Source organism: Arthrobacter sp. Leaf234, assembly GCF_001422665.1.
Lineage (GTDB): Bacteria > Actinomycetota > Actinomycetes > Actinomycetales > Micrococcaceae > Arthrobacter_D.
Genome location: NZ_LMLU01000001.1, coordinates 397,581 through 413,218, shown reverse-complemented (window position 1 = coordinate 413,218; position 15,638 = coordinate 397,581). Strand labels below are relative to the sequence as shown.

The window sequence follows — 15,638 nt, the reverse complement described above, 5'->3', positions numbered from 1 at the left end:
TCCACGTCCCGTCCCCGACCCGGAGGTTCCCATGAGCGCCGACCCAACCACCCACGACGCCGCCGGACGGGGCGGGCCGCTGGCCGGCCGCCTCGTCGTCGATCTCAGCCGGGCCCTCGCCGGACCGCACGCGGGCATGATGCTCGGCGACCTCGGGGCACGCGTCATCAAGGTCGAGACGCCGGGAACCGGCGACGACACCCGGGGCTGGGGTCCGCCCTTCGTCGGTCCCGAGGACGACCGCCAGTCCACCTACTTCCTGTCCTGCAACCGCAACAAGGAGTCCATCGCGCTGGACCTCAAGAGCGACGACGGACGCGGGGTCCTGACGGAACTGCTGCGGCGCGCCGATGTGGTGATCGAGAACTTCCGGACGGGAGTGCTCGACCGTCTGGGGTTCTCGACGGACGCGATGCTCGAGCTCAACCCGGGCCTCGTGATCCTCTCGATCACCGGATTCGGTCATGACGGGCCGGAGGCGAAGCGCAGCGGCTACGACCAGATCGTCCAGGGCGAGGCCGGGCTCATGTCCCTCACGGGGGCGGACCCGGAGAACCCGCAGCGGGTCGGCGTGCCCATCGCCGACCTGCTCTCCGGCATGTACGGGGCGTACGGGGCGGTCGCCGCCCTCCTCGAACGCGAGCGGACGGGCCGTGGCCAGGTGGTGCGCACGTCACTGCTCGCCTCGATCATCGGCGTCCACGCCTTCCAGGGCACGCGGACCACCGTGGCCGGCGAGGTCCCGCAGGCACAGGGCAACCATCATCCGTCGATCGCCCCCTACGGACTCTTCAGCTGCCGCGGCGGCAAGGTGCAGATCAGCGTGGGGAGCGAGAAGCTGTGGGCGGCGTTCACCACGGCCTTCGGCATCGACGCCACCAGGCCGGACTTCGCGACGAATGCGGACCGCGTGGGCCACCGGGACCTCCTGATCGGCGTCATCGAGGACGCCTTCTCCGCCTACGAGGCGGAGCCGCTGCTCGAGAAGCTGAACGCGGCGGGGATCCCCGCAGGGAAGGTCCGCACGCTCGACGAGGTGTACGCGTGGGAGCAGGTCCACTCGCAGGGCCTCCTCACCACCGTGCAGCACCCCGTGCTCGGGGACATCGACCTGCCCGGGGCGCCACTGCGGTTCTTCGACGGACCGGTCGAGACCACGCTCACGGAGCACGCGGCACCGCCACTGCTCGACGGCGACGGCGAGGCGATCCGCGCCTGGCTCGCACGCCCCGTCGCGGAGGACGCACGGGCGTGAGCGCAAAGACCCGACGACCGCATCTCACGGCGCGGGAACTGATCGATGCGGTGCTCGACGCCGGATCCTTCACCTCCTGGGACGCGCCGGTGACGGGACCCCCACCGGGAGCGGGAGCGGGCTACGCGGAGGAGCTGCGGCGGGCGCGCGAGAAGAGCGGCGCGGACGAGTCGGTCCTCACGGGGGAGGGGCTGATCCACGGCCGGCGCGTCGCCGTCATCGTCTCCGAGTTCACCTTCCTCGCCGGGTCGATCGGGAGCGCGGCCGCACACCGCATCACGGCTGCCGTGCAGCGGGCGACGGCGGAGGGCCTGCCGCTGCTCGCGGGTCCCGCTTCGGGCGGGACGCGCATGCAGGAGGGGACCCCTGCGTTCCTCTCGATGGTGGACATCACCGGTGCGGTCCGTGCCCACCGCCAGGCGGGCCTGCCCTACCTCGTCTACCTCCGGCATCCGACGACGGGCGGCGTGATGGCGTCCTGGGGATCGCTCGGTCACGTCACCGTCGCCGAGCCCGGGGCGCTCCTCGGCTTCCTCGGACCGCGCGTGTACGAGGCACTGTACGGCGCCCCGTTCCCGCCGGACGTGCAGACCGCGGAGAACCTGTTCGACAAGGGACTGATCGACGCCGTCGTGCCGCCCGGACAACTCGCGGGCATCGTGGATTCGGCCCTGACCGTGCTGCTCGCGGACTCGTCGGCGGTTCCCGCCGTGCCGTCGACGGCGTCCGTCCGCCCCGGTGCGCAGTCCGCCTGGGAGTCCATCCTCATCTCGCGGAACCGGCGGCGCCCGGATCTCCGCCGCCTGCTCGCCTACGGAGCGCGGGACGTCCTCCCGCTCAACGGCACGGGTCAGGGCGAGAAGGATCCGGGCCTGCTGCTGGCGCTGGCACGCTTCGGCGAGCAGCCCTGCATCGTCCTCGGGCACCAGCGGCCGCGCCGGGAGGGCGAGTCGGCCATGGGTCCGGCGTCGCTCCGGGAAGCGCGCCGCGGCATGAAGCTCGCCGAGGAACTCGGGCTGCCCCTGCTCACGGTCATCGACACCGCCGGCGCCGATCTCTCGAGGGAGGCGGAGGAGGGCGGACTCGCCGGGGAGATCGCGCGGTCCCTCCACGACCTCATCGGCCTCGCCTCACCCTCGGTCTCGGTGCTCCTCGGCCAGGGAGCCGGTGGCGGGGCGCTCGCGCTGCTGCCCGCGGACAGCACCATCGCCGCCCAGCACGCCTGGCTCTCGCCGCTGCCGCCCGAGGGGGCCAGCGCCATCGTCCACCGCACGGTGGACCGTGCTCCCGAGATGGCGGAGGCGCAGGGCGTGAAGGTCGCGGTCCTCGTGGAGCGGGGCGTCGTCGATCACGTGGTGGACGAGCGGCCGGACGCGGCCGAGGAGGGCCGGGCGTTCTGCGAGCGGATGGCCAGGGCGATCGAGTACGAGCTCGCGCGGGTCAGGGGCCTGCCCACGGAGGACCGGCTGGGCCGGCGGGCCGGGAAGTACAGGGCAGGGGGCGGCTGACCGTCATCCGACCCCCTGCGACGGCAGGGTCCTAACCGCCCGGGTGCTGGGCCCGGTAGATCTCCATCTGGCGGTGCCTGCGCTGCAGGCTGTCGCGGCGGGAGGTGCTCTCGGCATCCTTCGGCTCCGCGGTGAGCTCGATGTGGCGCTCGCCGTAGTGCCACAGGAGCATGTCGTCCAGGAGGCGGTCCGGGCCCGGGGAGTAGCGGTGGTCGAGGGCTTTCCGCACCGTCGTGATGGTGTCCGCCTGCAGCAGCGCGACGAGTTCCAGCGTGGTGCGCAGCCCGTGCGCGGCCAGGAGTTCTGCCGCCCACCCCCAGTTGTCGTCCGATTTCCGGTCCACGTGGGGGAGCAGGGTCTGCCAGATGTCGCGGATCCGGTTCGGGGTCAGGGGTGCGCTGCCCTCACCGTCCTCGTCCCAGAACCCGGTCACCGTCTCGTAGCGCTCGTGCAGTTCCGCGAACGCGGACTCGACGGTCTCGAGCATGGCCGCCGTGCCGGTGAACTGCCGGTCGAAGTAGGGGCTCCACGCCTTCGGGTTGGAGGCCTTGAAGCGGATGTCGTGCTCGATCTCGGACCAGGCGTGGGCCAGGACCGTGCGGACCTGCACCTCGAAGAGGTAGCTGCCGGCGGCCTTCGTCTCGGGGTCCACGGCCTGCTGGAAGGCCCGCACCACGTCATTGTGGATGGTGCGCATGATGAGGTGGCGGCTCGAGTACCCGTAGGTGCCGGACTCGATGGAGCCGATGTCCTTCTCCCGGTCACCGCGGCAGTCGAACTCGTTGCGCTGGCGCTTGAGCAGGTTCGCGGCGAGGTCCACCTCGTGCGGGAGCGTGGTGATGATCCGCACGCCCACGAGGTCCGTGAGGTTGCGCATCGGATCCGGGAACACCAGGGTCGGCGGTGCGCCGACCTCGGTGGAGGGCAGGGTGCGCGAGGCCTTGTCGCGGAAGGACTCGACCGTCTTGGTGCGCGCCGTGACGAACAGCGGCTTGAGGTCGGTGCCCTCGAAGATGGCCGCGATGCTGTCCCGCATGGCGGTGGTGACCCGGTCCAGGGCTGGCCGCACGCGTTCGAACTCGCGCGTATGCGCCTCGACCCCGGGCCGCAGCCGCTCGTCGAGATCATCCCATGCGCCCATGCACCATGCCTTTCCGAGGAGAGCCTTCATCGTAGCCAACCCGGCCGACCGTTACGCTGTCGCCTGTGCATCCGGTTGATCCTGTGGGGCGTCGCTCCGTCCTCGCCCTCCTCGCGGCCGCCGCCGCGGGCGTCCTCGCCGCCTGCGGCATCAGGAACGGGCCGAAGATCCCACCGGTCACTGCGCAGCGCTTCGCGTACGGGAGTGATCCGAGCCAGTTCGCCGACCTCTATCTCCCGGCTGACGGTGCCACGGTGACCGGGGTGATCGTCATCATCCACGGAGGATACTGGCGTTCCACCTACGGCGCCGAGCTGGGCGAGCCGCTGGCCCAGGACCTGGTGACCCGCGGCTACGCCTGCTGGAACCTGGAGTACCGCCGCGCGGGCAACGGCGGTGGCTGGCCGGAGACGTTCGACGACGTCGCGGCGGGGATCGACCATCTCGCGGTCGCCGCTTCGGAGCACGGCCTGGACCTGGGCTCCACGACGGCCCTCGGCCACTCCGCCGGCGGCCACCTCGCGGTGTGGGCGGCCGGGCGTGCGGGACTTCCCGCGGGTGCGCCCGGCGCGGGGACACCGACGGTCTCGCTCACCGCCGTCGTCAGCCAGGCCGGGGTGCTCGACCTCGCCGCAGCCCGGGACCTCGGGCTCAGCGACGGCGCCGTCGAGAACCTGCTCGGCCAGCCGGAAGACACGGAGCGCTACCGCCTCGCCGATCCGATGTCGGCGGTCCCGCTTCCCGTGCCCGTGGTCGCCGTCCACGGCAGGAAGGACACCACGGTACCGTCCAGTCAGTCGGAGGCCTATGTCCGGGCGGCGACGGCGGCGGGCGGCACCGCGGACCTCGTCATGGTGCCGGGGGATCACTTCGCGATCATCACGCCGGGCTCGAAGGCGTGGGACGCCGTCGTCGCGCAGCTGCCGCGGACCTGAGGGACGGAAGGACCCCGGCCCGCCGGTGGAGGCGGACCGGGGTCCTGTGGGACCTGCGCCCTAGTTGAGCGGCAGCGTGCCCTCGGGCAGCTGACCGTCGGCGAGCAGCTCGCGCGCGGAGTTCGCGAGGGCGGTCAGCGCGACGCGCTGCGTCCACGGACCGTAGGAGATCCGGGCGACACCGAGCTCCTGCAGGCGTGACGGCGCGAGGCTGCCCGGCACGTTGATGACGCTGAGCCGCTGGGGTCCGAAGGCCTCCACGAGCGTCGTCACGGCGTGCTCGTCCAGGAGCCCGGGCACGAAGACGTTCGTGGCACCGACCGCGAGGTAGGCCTTGCCGCGCTCGACCGCGTCGGCCAGGACCTCGGCGGGGTCGCGGTCGCCGGCCTTCACGAAGGCATCGGTGCGGGCGTTCAGCACGAAGTCGATGCCCTCGGCGCGGCCGGCTGCGATGACGGCTTCCATCTGCGCGACGGCGTCGGCGAGGGGACGCATCTGGTCCTCGATGTTCGCGCCCACGATCCCGACGGCGATCGCCCGGCGGACGGTGTCCCCGGGATCGCCGTACCCCGATTCCAGGTCCGCCGAGACCGGCAGGTCGGTGGCGGCGGCGATCCGGCCGACGGCGGCGATCATCTCCTCCACGGGGATGTTCTCGCCGTCCTCGTAGCCGAGCGAGGCCGCGATGGAGTGGCTGGCCGTCGCCAGGGCCGTGGTTCCCGGGATGTCCGCGATGGTCTTCGCGCTGATCACGTCCCACACGTTGACCACCTGCAGGATCTCGGGGGCGGAGTGCAGGCTGGCGAGTGCCGTGGCCTTGGCGGACAGGGCGCTGGGTGCTTCAGTCATGGGTGACCTTCCGGGTGAGCGAGGTGATCCAGGCGGCTGCGCCGTCGACCTCGGTGGGGTGGATGCCGTGCCCGCCTTCGCGGACGTTCCGGCGTACTTCGGCGCCGCGGCTCTCGAGGATCGATCCCACGCGGACCGCACTGTCCAGGGGCGCCATGGCGTCTGCCGAGCCGTTGAAGAGGGCGATCGACGACCCGGACAGGTCCGTGTCGATGCTGCGTCCCTCCAGCGGGTACATCCCTGAGAACGCGACGGCGTCGGCCACCATTCCCGGGTGGAGCAGGGCCGTGGCGAGCGCGATGTTCGCGCCGTTCGAGAAGCCGACGGCGATGAGCCGGCGGTCCCCGAGCGCGTAGTGCTCGCGGGCCCAGCCGATGAACGCTGCGAGCTCGCCGGCGCGCAGCACGACGTCGTCGACGTCGAAGACCCCTTCGCCGAAGCGGCGGAACCACCGGTTCATGCCGTGTTCCCGGACGGGTCCGCGCGGGGCGAGGTATCCCGCGCCGGGCGCGAGGCGCTCGGCGAGGGGCAGGAGATCGTGTTCCGTGCCGCCCGTTCCGTGCAGGAGCAGCAGCACCGGGGTGTCTGCCGCTCCCTCGTGGAACAGGTGCGGCCAGGCGTGGGTCGTGGTCATGGATCCCCCTACTTGAAGAAGGCCTGGACGGCGGGGTTGTTCTCGCCGGGCACGTCGATCTTCGCGACGGCGTGCGAGATGGCCTCGCGGTTGGGCTCGAGCCACGGCGGGAGCTTGAGGGAGCGTCCCAGTTCCAGTAGCGGTTCGTCGATGTCGAACCCCGGTGTGTCGGTGGCGATCTCCAGCAGCGTCCCCCCGGGTTCGCGGAAGTAGATCGAGGTGAAGTACTGGCGGTCGAGGATGGCCGTCACGCCGTAGCCGCGCTCGGCCAGCTCCTGGCGCCACATCTCCTGCGTCGCCTGGTCGGGAACACGGAAGGCGATGTGGTGGACGGTGCCGCCGGCCACGAGGCCGCGCTCGCCGCGGGTATCGGTGACGACGTCGACGACGGTCCCGGGTTCGCCGTCGTGGGTGCTGAGGCGGTAGCGGCCGTCCTTCTCGGACAGGATCCTCATCCCGAGGTCATGCGTGAGCGTCTCGAGCGTGCCCGTCGGGTCCTGCACGGTCAGGACCGACGAGTGCTGGCCGCGCACGGCGTACTCGGCCGGGACGGACTTCGAGTCCCAGGGATCGCGCGGATCCGCGAGGGAGGAGGCGACGAGGTCGATCTGGAGGCCGTCCGGGTCACGCAGGGAGAGGCGCTCCTCCTCGGACGAGGCCCGCGAGATGGTCGACTCGACGTCGATGGCCTTGAAGTGCTCCTGCCACCAGCCGAGTGTGCCCTGCGGCACGGAGAACGCCGTGGTGGTCGACTGCCCGCTGCCCACGCGTCCGCTGCGGATCCCCTGCCAGGGGAAGAACGTGAGGAGCGAACCGGGCCTGCCGGACTCGTCGCCGTAGTAGAGGTGGTAGGTGCCGGGATCGTCGAAGTTGACGGTCTTCTTGACCAGCCGCAGCCCCAGCCCCCTGATGTAGAAGTCGATGTTCTTCTGCGGGTCACCGGCGATCGCGGTGACGTGGTGAAGGCCTTCGGTTCGAGCAGTCACACTGTCCTCCTAGGTTCGGGCCGGTCGACATGCGCCGGTATGTCCATGCAAACGCATGTATCTCGCCGATTGTTCCCGTGCTGTTCGCCTGGCGGGGGTGGTGCCGGTTAGGCAGCCTGCTGTCCGTCGTCAGTGCCCAGCTACCTGTGTCATCCTGTGTCCATGGCAGCGAAAGAGCGGGTCCCGGGCTGGGTCCGCCGCACCGTGATCGAGGTGGTCGGCTGGACCCTCGTGGTACTCGGGATCGCCGCGCTCGTCCTGCCCGGGCCGGGTCTGCTGCTCCTCGCCGCGGGCCTCGCCGTCCTGTCGCAGCAGTACCACTGGGCTCGCCGCTACCTGAAGCCGCTGAAGGCCAACGCGTTCCACGCCGCAGCGCTGGGCGTGAAGACCATCCCCCGCATCGCGGCCAGCTGCGCCAGTGCCCTCGTGATCATGAGCCTCGGCATCGTGTGGATCCTTCAGGTCCCCGTCCCGGGATGGTGGTTCTTCGAGGACAAGTGGTGGCTGTTCGGTGGATCGGGGACGGGCATCAGCCTCGTCGTGTCCTCCGTGATCGCCCTCGCGCTCATCGCCTACAGCGTGCGGCGGTTCCGCGGGAAGCCGGTCCCGGCGACCCAGCGGGTCCTGCGGGCCAGGACGGACTAGCCCCATCGAGGAGCCGCCGTAGGCGATGAAGGGCAGCGGTGCGCCGATCACCGGCCTCATCCCCGTGACCACGGCGATGTTCCAGGGTGCCAAGGATCAGGGGCCGGGTCCGGGAGGTTCCACGGGTGATTCAGGAACTCCGGGCAGTGGGCATGCCGTGGCTGGTACGTTGAACCCGTGCTCACCGTGATCGGGGAAACCCTCATCGACGAAGTCGTCAGCGACACCGCCTCCATGCGCGCGCACGTCGGCGGCAGTCCGATGAACGTGGCCGTGGGCCTCGCCCGGCTCGGTCACCCCGCCCAGTTCGTGGGGCGATTCGGCGACGACGAGTACGGGCGGATGATCCAGCAGCACCTCCGCGACAACTCGGTGCCCTTCCCTGTCGGCCCGGATGCCCACCCCACCAGCGTCGCCACCGCCCGGCTCGATCCGGCGGGCGGTGCATCCTACGACTTCCAGCTCATCTGGGACCTGCCGGGACTCGCGGACCGGAAGGACAGCCTGCTCGACGGGACGAGCCTGCTGCACACCGGCTCCATCGCCACGATGCTCGCGCCCGGGGCCACGGACGTCCTGGCACTGGTCACCGCGGCGCACCCGCTGGTCACGGTCACCTACGACCCCAACTGCAGGCCGACCATCATCCGCGACGCCGTCGTCGCGCGCGAGCAGGCCGAGACCTTCGTGGCGCTCGCCGACGTCGTGAAGGCGTCCGACGAGGACCTCGCCTGGCTCTATCCCGGCCGGACGCCCGAGGCATCGGCCCGGGCCTGGCTGGAGACCGGCGCCGCCGTCGTCGTCGTGACCCGGGGCTCGAAGGGACCGTGGGGCGTGTGCCGCGCCGGCGAGGTCTCGGTGCCGGCGCCGTCGACGAGCGTGGTGGACAGCGTGGGCGCGGGGGATTCCTTCATGGCGGCGCTGCTCGGGGCGCTCGTGGACCTCGAGCTCGACGGCGCCCATCGCCGGGACGAGCTGCGACGAATGAACCTCGGGCAGCTCACCGGCATGCTGCAGTACGCGGCGCGGGCCGCTGCGATCACCGTGTCGCGAGCGGGCGCCAACCCGCCGTCGCGGCACGAGATGGCGCAGCCCTGAGCCGGAGGCGGCCCCTACCCGACCGATCACCAGAGGAGCACAGCGATGACCCGCGACCCGTACGCAGACCTTCCGCAGATCCCCGAGTTCGAGCTCACGAGCGAGGACATCACGCACGACGCGCCCCTCGACGCGGCGCAGGCATCCGGCATGATGGGCGCAGGCGGCGAGGACCGGTCCCCGCAGCTCAGCTGGAGCGGCTTCCCCGACGGCACGAAGAGCTTCGCCGTCACCGTCTACGATCCCGACGCCCCGACCGCCAGCGGTTTCTGGCACTGGGCAGTGGCCAACCTGCCCCTGAGCACTACCTTCCTCCCGGCCGGTGCCGGCACGGACGGGTCCGGCCTGCTGCCCGAGGGCGCCGTGCAGTTGCGGAACGACGGCGGGTTCGCCGGCTTCGTGGGTGCCGCACCTCCTGCCGGGCACGGTCCGCACCACTACCACGTGGTGGTGCACGCGGTGGACGTCGAGACGCTCGAGATCGCCGCCGACGCGACGCCGGCGTACCTCGGCTTCACCCTGTTCTCGCACGCCATCGGTCGTGCCCGGCTGGTCGGCACGTTCGAGCAGTAGCAGCCGTCCTTCCCGAGGAGCGGGGACGACGCCGGGAGCGGCCGTCCCGCCCGTCGGGCGCCACCCGCGTCGAACGGCCGGGGATGGGCCCCTTCCGCGCCGGTAGGGTGGGAGCAGAACCGAAGGAGTCACCGATGCGCCTCGTGGCGAGCGATATGGACGGTACCGTCGTGGGGAACGACGGCAGAATGAGCGAACGCACCATCCGGGCGTTCCGGGCCTGCGCGGAGTCCGGCGTCGACGTCGTCTTCGTGACGGGGCGGCCGCCCCGGTGGCTGCAGCCCCTCAAGGACCAGCTCGGTCACACGGGGACCGTGATCTGCTCGAACGGCGCGCTCACCTACGATCTCGAGGGCGAGTGCGTCCTCGAGGCGACCCTGCTGGACCCGGAGGACATCTACGCCGCGCGGGACATCATCCGCGGGCTCTTCCCCGCCGCGACCTTCGCCGCGGAGACCGTCGCCGGCTTCAAGGTGGAGACGGGCTTCGCGGACGAGGCCACCTCGGAGCTCCTCGGCGGTATCACCGCCCAGCCCTTCGAGGAGTCGCTGCCGGGCGAGCAGATCGTGAAGTTCCTGGCCCGCGAGAAGGACATCTCACCGGACGCCTTCCTCGCCGCAGTCCGGCCGGCCGTCGCCCACCTGGTCTCGACGACGCACTCCGCGCCCACCGTCGCCCTGCTCGAGATGGCCGTACCCGAGATCAACAAGTCCGTCACGCTCGCCCGGTACGCGGCCGAGCGCGGCATCGACGCGGCGGACGTCGTCGCGTTCGGGGACATGCCCAACGACATCCAGATGCTCGACTGGGCAGGGTCCGGCTATGCCATGGCCTCCGGGCACCCGGATGCGCTGGCGGCGGCCAACCTGGTGGCACCACCGTTCGACGAGGACGGCGTGGCCCAGGTGCTGGAGGAGAGGCTTGCGGCACTCCGGACGGCCTGAGACCCGCCGTTACCCCTACCTCGACACTCCGCCCGGACCCTCCGGACGGCCCCGGCCGATCGCCCTCTCGCACCGCGGCTTCGCGCCCGACGGCGGCGAGAACACGCTCGCTGCCTTCGAGCGGTCCGTCGCCCTGGGATTCGCCCACCTCGAGATCGACGTCCGGGCGTCGCGGGACGGCGTGGTCATGGTCTTCCACGACGAGCACCTGGACCGGGTGACCGGCGCCCACGGGCCGATCGCGGACCGCACGGCCGAGGAGCTCCGGCAGCTCCAGGTCCAGGGACACGGGGGCATCCCCGCGCTCGAGGAGGTCCTCGCGCGCTGGCCGCAGCTCCGCCTGAACATCGACGTCAAGAGCGACGACTGCATCCGCCCCCTCGCCGAGCTCGTCGATCGCCTGGACGCGCACGACCGCATCCTCGTGGCGTCCTTCTCCGACCGCCGCCGCCGGCGTGTGCTGCGGCTCCTCGCCAGGCCGACGGCGTCCTCCGCGGGCATGCTCGTGAATGTGCTGGTGAAGCTGCTGGCGCCGGTCGGGCTCGTCGGGATGGTCGCGCGCCGTGCCGGGGTGCAGGCGCTCCAGGTCCCGGAGACCTACCGGGGCATCCGCGTGGTGACCCGCCGGTTCGTCGCGGCGTGCCACGCCGCCGGCCTGCAGGTGCATGTCTGGACGATCAACGGTCGGGAGGACATGGACCGGCTGCTGGACCTCGGCGTCGACGGGCTGGTGTCCGATGCCGCCGACGTCCTCGCCGCCTGCCTGGATGCCCGCTCCTCGTGGCCGCAGGCCGCGACAGCGCCCGACGCCGGGCTCCCGTAGCAGCCCGACCCGAGAGCCACCGTGGCTGCTGCACCTTCCGTCGCAGCGCACGTCCGGCGGGTGCGGGAGCGCAGGACGCGCTGACCCTCCGGGAGGTAAGGGGGCGACATGCGGGAGCCCGGTCGCGGCCACTCCCGCAACCGGGCTCCCTCGGTATCGGTGCATCAGCGGGGTATCGCGCCCACCGTCGATGCACCGAGCCTGGTGCCTGCGGCGCCCGTCGCGCGGGCGCCGCAGGAGTCTAGGTTCGGCCCTTGCCGGGCTTTGCGTCGACGCTCAGTTCCACGGGCTCGGTGGTGGCCGTTCCATGGGCGTTCGAGAAGGTCGCCCGGAACAGGCGTCCGTCGTCGGCGGTGCGCGCCTTCTTCACCTCGGCCGTCGAGGTGAAGGTGCCGTCGTCGTCGCGTTCCGCGCTCTGCGTGACGTCCGCCGGCTGCCACGTCACGCCGTCGTCGTCGGAGCTCTCCCAGACGGCCACCGGTTCGGGCGTGCCCACGGCGCTCGCCGTGAGCCGGGCCTTGTGGCCGTCGCGCACGGTGACGTCGACCGGCAGGGACGCGAGCTCCGGCACCTCGACGGTCTGATCCACCGTGGGCCAGCCGTCCTCCCAGCCCATCTTCTGCAGCCCGAGCGTCGGGATGTAGGGTGCCGCCGCGTTGTTCCGGTCGTAGTAGTGGAAGGCGAGGTAGTCCTCGAACACGGACTGGCCGCCGAGTCCGTTCATGGCGCCGTGCGATTCCATCAGGATGGTGCCACCCCCGCCGGCCATGTCCCGGCCCTCCCTGTCCAGGTAGGGCCCCGTGATGGACTCCGAGCGGCCCACGGCGATCTTGTAGGTGGAGTCGGCCCCACGGCAGCAGAAGTCGAAGGAGGTGAAGAGGTAGTAGTAGCCGTCGCGGTGCGTGATGTACGGCGCTTCGATCGGGTTGCCGGGGATGAAGCGATCCGCGAGGTTGACCGTCTGCGACTGCCAGTCCTCCACGGGCTTGCCGCTCGGCCACTCGAGCGGGACCAGGAAGATGCCGTACCAGAAGGAGCCGATGGACATGAAGGGCTTGCCGTCGGCGTCCTCGACGATCCCCGCGTCGATGGCGTTGAAGGTCTTGTCCGGGTTGGCGGGATCGAGTCCCTCCACCGGCGAATCGACCACGAGGCCCTGATCCACCCACTCGTAGTCCGGGTCCTCTGGGTCGAGGGTGGTGTTCGTCGCCAGGGCGGTGAGGGAGTTGTTCCCGCCGAACTGTGACGCCGAGTAGTACAGGTAGAAGGTGCCGTCGTTCTCGTAGATCTCCGGAGCCCACAGGTTCTCCGGGAGCACACCGCCTGCGTAGCGCTCGTCGATCCAGGCCGGGATCTCGTCCCACACCGTGCCGCGGTACTCCCAGGTGGTGCCCTCATCCTTCGAGGACCACATCTGGATGGTGCCGCCGTTCTCGCGGGCCAGCAGGCCGGTGGAGTAGACGTACCAGGTGCCGTCCTCGTCGATGATCAGGGCGGGGTCGTGGATGGGGGAGGTCTCACCGACCACGGACTTGCCGCCCACGAGGTCATCGAGGCTGCCCGCGGCCGACTGCCGGGTGAGCGAGGCGGGGGCGGGAGGATCTTCGGGGCCTGCGGAGGCGGGCATCGCGGCGCCGGCCAGGGCGAGCGCCAGAACGGCGACGATACTGGCGGGGCGCGACCAGAGTGCGGGACGTGACGCCATCATCACGTGGTCCTTTCGACGGGGAGAGGACGGGCCCGACGGTCCGCGGCCCGTTTACATCGTTGTCTACATCGTTGTAGAACAGTGCCACGAGCTGGTGCTGGCAGTCAAGGATCCTATGCCGAGGACGGGAGGGAGCGGCCCCCTCCTCCTGTCCGCTGATCAGGTCGTGAGGACCGGGTCCGTCAGCGTCCGCAGGTAATGGAGCGCGGCGGGGGCATAGGCGCGCATCGAGTCGTCGTCGGCGTACACGAGCAGGCGGAGCCAGGAACCGTAGCGATGCACGCGGCCCAGTCTGAGCGCGGGTTCGACGGCGGTGCGCAGCTCGGACAGGGGGGCGTAGGACGTCCAGTGGTCGAGGTACGCATCGATGACGGCGAGGATCCGGGGGTCGTCCGCCGTCGTGCTCCACTGCTCCCGCATCTGCGTGACGGGGACCAGCAGGGCACTGAAGGGATGCGCCCAGTAGGCGTCCGCGAAGTCGAAGAACCGCAGGGGGTCGGTACTGGATCCGGGCAGGAAGCAGTTCCTCGCGTGCAGGTCGTTGTGGTCGAGGGAGAGCGGGACGCCGACGCCGCGCAGTACCTCGACCGCCTCCTCGATGGCGGGCAGCCGGCGCACGACGTCGTCGGCCTCCTCCGGTCCGAGGTACAGGGGGTGCTCGGGCGGCAGGCCGGTGTGGAGGAGGAGCTGGTTCTCCACGAAGTTCGAGGCGACGTCCGGGTTCATGACGACGAGGCCCGCCTGGGACAGCCGCTCCCCGTGCGGGGCGACAGCCTGCTGGAGGCCCGCGAAGTCACCGGTGATCCGTGCCCACACGGACGCGTCGTCGGACCCGACGCTGTCCAGCGTGGCCCCGTGGTCGGCCGTCAACAGCCAACCGCGTGACGGTTCGATGGCGAGGGGCGCCGCCACGTGGTCCGGGGCCAGTTCGCCGAGGAGCGACATGATGGAGGCCTCCGCGAACTGGCCGAGGTTGTTCTCCTTGAACCACAGCCTGCCGTGGTCGGTGGGTACGGTCAGCTGGGTGGACCAGAACCGGATGCGCGGCTGCTCCGTGGGCCCGAGGCGCGTGACGCCGAAGGACCCGAGGACGAGGTCGATCCACTGGTCCGCCTGCTGCCGCCATTCCGGCGAGGCCCAGACGGCACGCGGATTGTTCATGCCTGTGATTCTGCCATCCGGTGCGGGTTCAGCCGAGCTTGGAGGGCCTGCTGCCGTGGTCGCGCGATTCGAGCTCCTCCGGCCCGGCGACGTGCTCGCTGCCGCGCACCCGGGCGACCGCCGTCATGCCGTGGAAGATGACGAGCGCCGCAGCGGTTCCCAGGGCGATGCCCGCGAAGGTGAGGTCCCCCATGACCCAGGTGAAGTCGGCGATCCCGATCACGAGGGCGACCCCCGCCGTGGAGAGGTTGATCGGATTGGAGAAGTCCACGCGGTTCTGCACCCAGATGCGGACCCCGAGGATGCCGATCATCCCGTACAGCACCACACCGGCGCCGCCGAGGACTCCGGGCGGCACGGTGGCGATGAGCGCCCCGAACTTGGGGAACAGGCTGAGGAGGATCGCGACGACCCCCGCCACCCAGTAGGCCGCCGTCGAGTAGACGCGTGATGCCGCCATCACGCCGATGTTCTCGGCGTACGTGGTGGTGCCGGAGCCGCCACCTGCTCCGGCGATCATCGTGGCGAGGCCGTCCGCCATGAGGGCCCGGCCGGTCATCGGGTCGAGGTCCCGGTCCGTCATGGCGGCCACGGACTTCACGTGACCGATGTTCTCCGCGACGAGCACGAGCACCACGGGGATGAACAGTCCGACGACGGACAGGTGGAACTCGGGCGCCGCGAAGTCGGGGAGACCGACCCACGCGGCGTCGTTGATCGCCGCGAGGTCCACCTCACCCCGGAGGAGGGCGACGGCGTACCCGGCGAGGACGCCGACCAGGATGGAGAGCCGCCCCAGGATGCCTTTGAAGAGGACCGTCACGAGGAGGATGGCGATCACGGTGACGAGCGCCGTGACGGGCGCCTGCTCGAAGCTGGCCTTCGCCGTCGGCGCAAGGTTCAATCCGATCAGGGCCACGATGGCGCCCGTGACGATCGGCGGCATGGCCACCTGGATCCAGCGCGCCCCCGCAGTGTGCACGATGAACCCGATGATCGCCAGTGCGGCACCGGCCATGATGATCCCGCCCAGCGCCCCGGCGGGCCCGTGCTGCGACTGCGCCGCGGCGATGGGCGCGATGAACGCGAAGCTCGAGCCGAGGTAGCTCGGTATGCGGTTCGCGGTGATGACGAGGAACAGGAGGGTGCCGATGCCCGAGAACAGCAGGGTGGTGGACGGCGGGAAACCCGTAATCAGCGGCACCAGGAACGTCGCGCCGAACATCGCGACCACGTGCTGCGCGCCGATGCCGACGGTCCGGGGCCAGGAGAGGCGCTCGTCGGGAGCGACGAAGCCGCCGGGGGTGACGTTCCTGCCGTCCCCGTGCAGGGTCCAACCGATACCTCGTGTGCTCATGGGGGTGCCTTCCGGGTGGGT

15 protein-coding genes are annotated in these 15,638 nt (G+C 71.0%); 8 read left to right on the top strand and 7 right to left on the bottom strand.

Going from position 1 to position 15,638, the window contains the following annotated elements; genetic code table 11:
- The first annotated feature begins 31 nt into the window (after nt 1-31).
- Together ASF21_RS01890 and ASF21_RS01885 are read left to right on the top strand one after the other, a co-directional pair.
- Nucleotides 32-1,255 carry a CaiB/BaiF CoA transferase family protein gene (locus ASF21_RS01890; RefSeq protein WP_055766024.1) on the top strand — a complete coding sequence of 408 codons (1,224 nt, stop codon included), beginning with the start codon at nt 32-34 and terminating at the stop codon, nt 1,253-1,255.
- Nucleotides 1,252-2,763: a carboxyl transferase domain-containing protein gene (locus ASF21_RS01885; RefSeq protein ID WP_055766020.1), complete on the top strand. Its 1,512-nt coding sequence runs from the start codon at nt 1,252-1,254 to the stop codon at nt 2,761-2,763. Before ASF21_RS01890 ends, ASF21_RS01885 begins: the two co-directional genes overlap by 4 nt.
- A 31-nt stretch (nt 2,764-2,794) precedes the next feature.
- Here ASF21_RS01885 and ASF21_RS01880 read toward each other — a convergent pair whose 3' ends face one another.
- A complete protein-coding gene (locus ASF21_RS01880; protein WP_055766018.1) occupies nt 2,795-3,904 on the bottom strand; it encodes a GTP pyrophosphokinase family protein in 1,110 nt (369 codons plus the stop codon).
- 149 nt (nt 3,905-4,053) lie between these two features.
- Between ASF21_RS01880 and ASF21_RS01875 the strand changes: the two genes are divergently transcribed.
- Nucleotides 4,054-4,839, top strand: a complete 786-nt coding sequence (locus ASF21_RS01875) for an alpha/beta hydrolase (RefSeq protein ID WP_414826611.1) — start codon at nt 4,054-4,056, stop codon at nt 4,837-4,839.
- A gap of 60 nt (nt 4,840-4,899) precedes the next feature.
- Here the strand turns inward: ASF21_RS01875 and ASF21_RS01870 are convergent, their stop codons facing one another.
- From ASF21_RS01870 to ASF21_RS01860, 3 genes are read right to left on the bottom strand one after another with little or no spacing between them, the layout of a single operon-like run.
- The gene (locus ASF21_RS01870; RefSeq protein WP_055766016.1) at nt 4,900-5,688 is read right to left on the bottom strand and encodes an isocitrate lyase/PEP mutase family protein; all 789 of its coding nucleotides are present in this window, start codon (nt 5,686-5,688) and stop codon (nt 4,900-4,902) included.
- Nucleotides 5,681-6,322: an alpha/beta hydrolase gene (locus ASF21_RS01865; protein ID WP_055766013.1), complete on the bottom strand. Its 642-nt coding sequence runs from the start codon at nt 6,320-6,322 to the stop codon at nt 5,681-5,683. The genes ASF21_RS01870 and ASF21_RS01865 overlap by 8 nt, the downstream gene beginning before the upstream one ends.
- 8 nt (nt 6,323-6,330) lie before the next feature.
- Nucleotides 6,331-7,308, bottom strand: coding sequence for a ring-cleaving dioxygenase (locus ASF21_RS01860; protein ID WP_055766010.1), 978 nt, complete (start codon nt 7,306-7,308; stop codon nt 6,331-6,333).
- Between the two features lie 162 nt (nt 7,309-7,470).
- Between ASF21_RS01860 and ASF21_RS01855 the strand changes: the two genes are divergently transcribed.
- From ASF21_RS01855 to ASF21_RS01835, 5 genes are all read left to right on the top strand, one after another.
- On the top strand, nt 7,471-7,953 hold the full coding sequence (locus tag ASF21_RS01855) for a PGPGW domain-containing protein (RefSeq protein ID WP_055766007.1): 483 nt from the start codon (nt 7,471-7,473) through the stop codon (nt 7,951-7,953).
- Between the two features lie 177 nt (nt 7,954-8,130).
- Nucleotides 8,131-9,051: a carbohydrate kinase family protein gene (locus tag ASF21_RS01850; protein WP_055766002.1), complete on the top strand. Its 921-nt coding sequence runs from the start codon at nt 8,131-8,133 to the stop codon at nt 9,049-9,051.
- A gap of 45 nt (nt 9,052-9,096) precedes the next feature.
- Nucleotides 9,097-9,624, top strand: coding sequence for a YbhB/YbcL family Raf kinase inhibitor-like protein (locus ASF21_RS01845; protein WP_055765999.1), 528 nt, complete (start codon nt 9,097-9,099; stop codon nt 9,622-9,624).
- Between the two features lie 134 nt (nt 9,625-9,758).
- Nucleotides 9,759-10,568, top strand: coding sequence for an HAD family hydrolase (locus tag ASF21_RS01840; RefSeq protein WP_055765996.1), 810 nt, complete (start codon nt 9,759-9,761; stop codon nt 10,566-10,568).
- Nucleotides 10,546-11,391, top strand: a complete 846-nt coding sequence (locus ASF21_RS01835; RefSeq protein WP_235498622.1) for a glycerophosphodiester phosphodiesterase family protein — start codon at nt 10,546-10,548, stop codon at nt 11,389-11,391. Before ASF21_RS01840 ends, ASF21_RS01835 begins: the two co-directional genes overlap by 23 nt.
- Before the next feature lie 241 nt (nt 11,392-11,632).
- Here ASF21_RS01835 and ASF21_RS01830 read toward each other — a convergent pair whose 3' ends face one another.
- The 3 genes from ASF21_RS01830 to ASF21_RS01825 all read right to left on the bottom strand — a co-directional run bounded on the left by ASF21_RS01830 (nt 11,633) and on the right by ASF21_RS01825 (nt 15,617).
- A complete protein-coding gene (locus ASF21_RS01830) occupies nt 11,633-13,099 on the bottom strand; it encodes a glycoside hydrolase family 43 protein (RefSeq protein ID WP_235498621.1) in 1,467 nt (488 codons plus the stop codon).
- 159 nt (nt 13,100-13,258) lie between these two features.
- Complete coding sequence (locus ASF21_RS16265) at nt 13,259-14,260, bottom strand: phosphotransferase (protein WP_082471161.1); 1,002 nt, start codon at nt 14,258-14,260, stop codon at nt 13,259-13,261.
- A 28-nt stretch (nt 14,261-14,288) separates the two neighbouring features.
- Nucleotides 14,289-15,617, bottom strand: a complete 1,329-nt coding sequence (locus tag ASF21_RS01825) for a uracil-xanthine permease family protein (RefSeq protein WP_082471160.1) — start codon at nt 15,615-15,617, stop codon at nt 14,289-14,291.
- Nucleotides 15,618-15,638 lie beyond the last annotated feature (21 nt).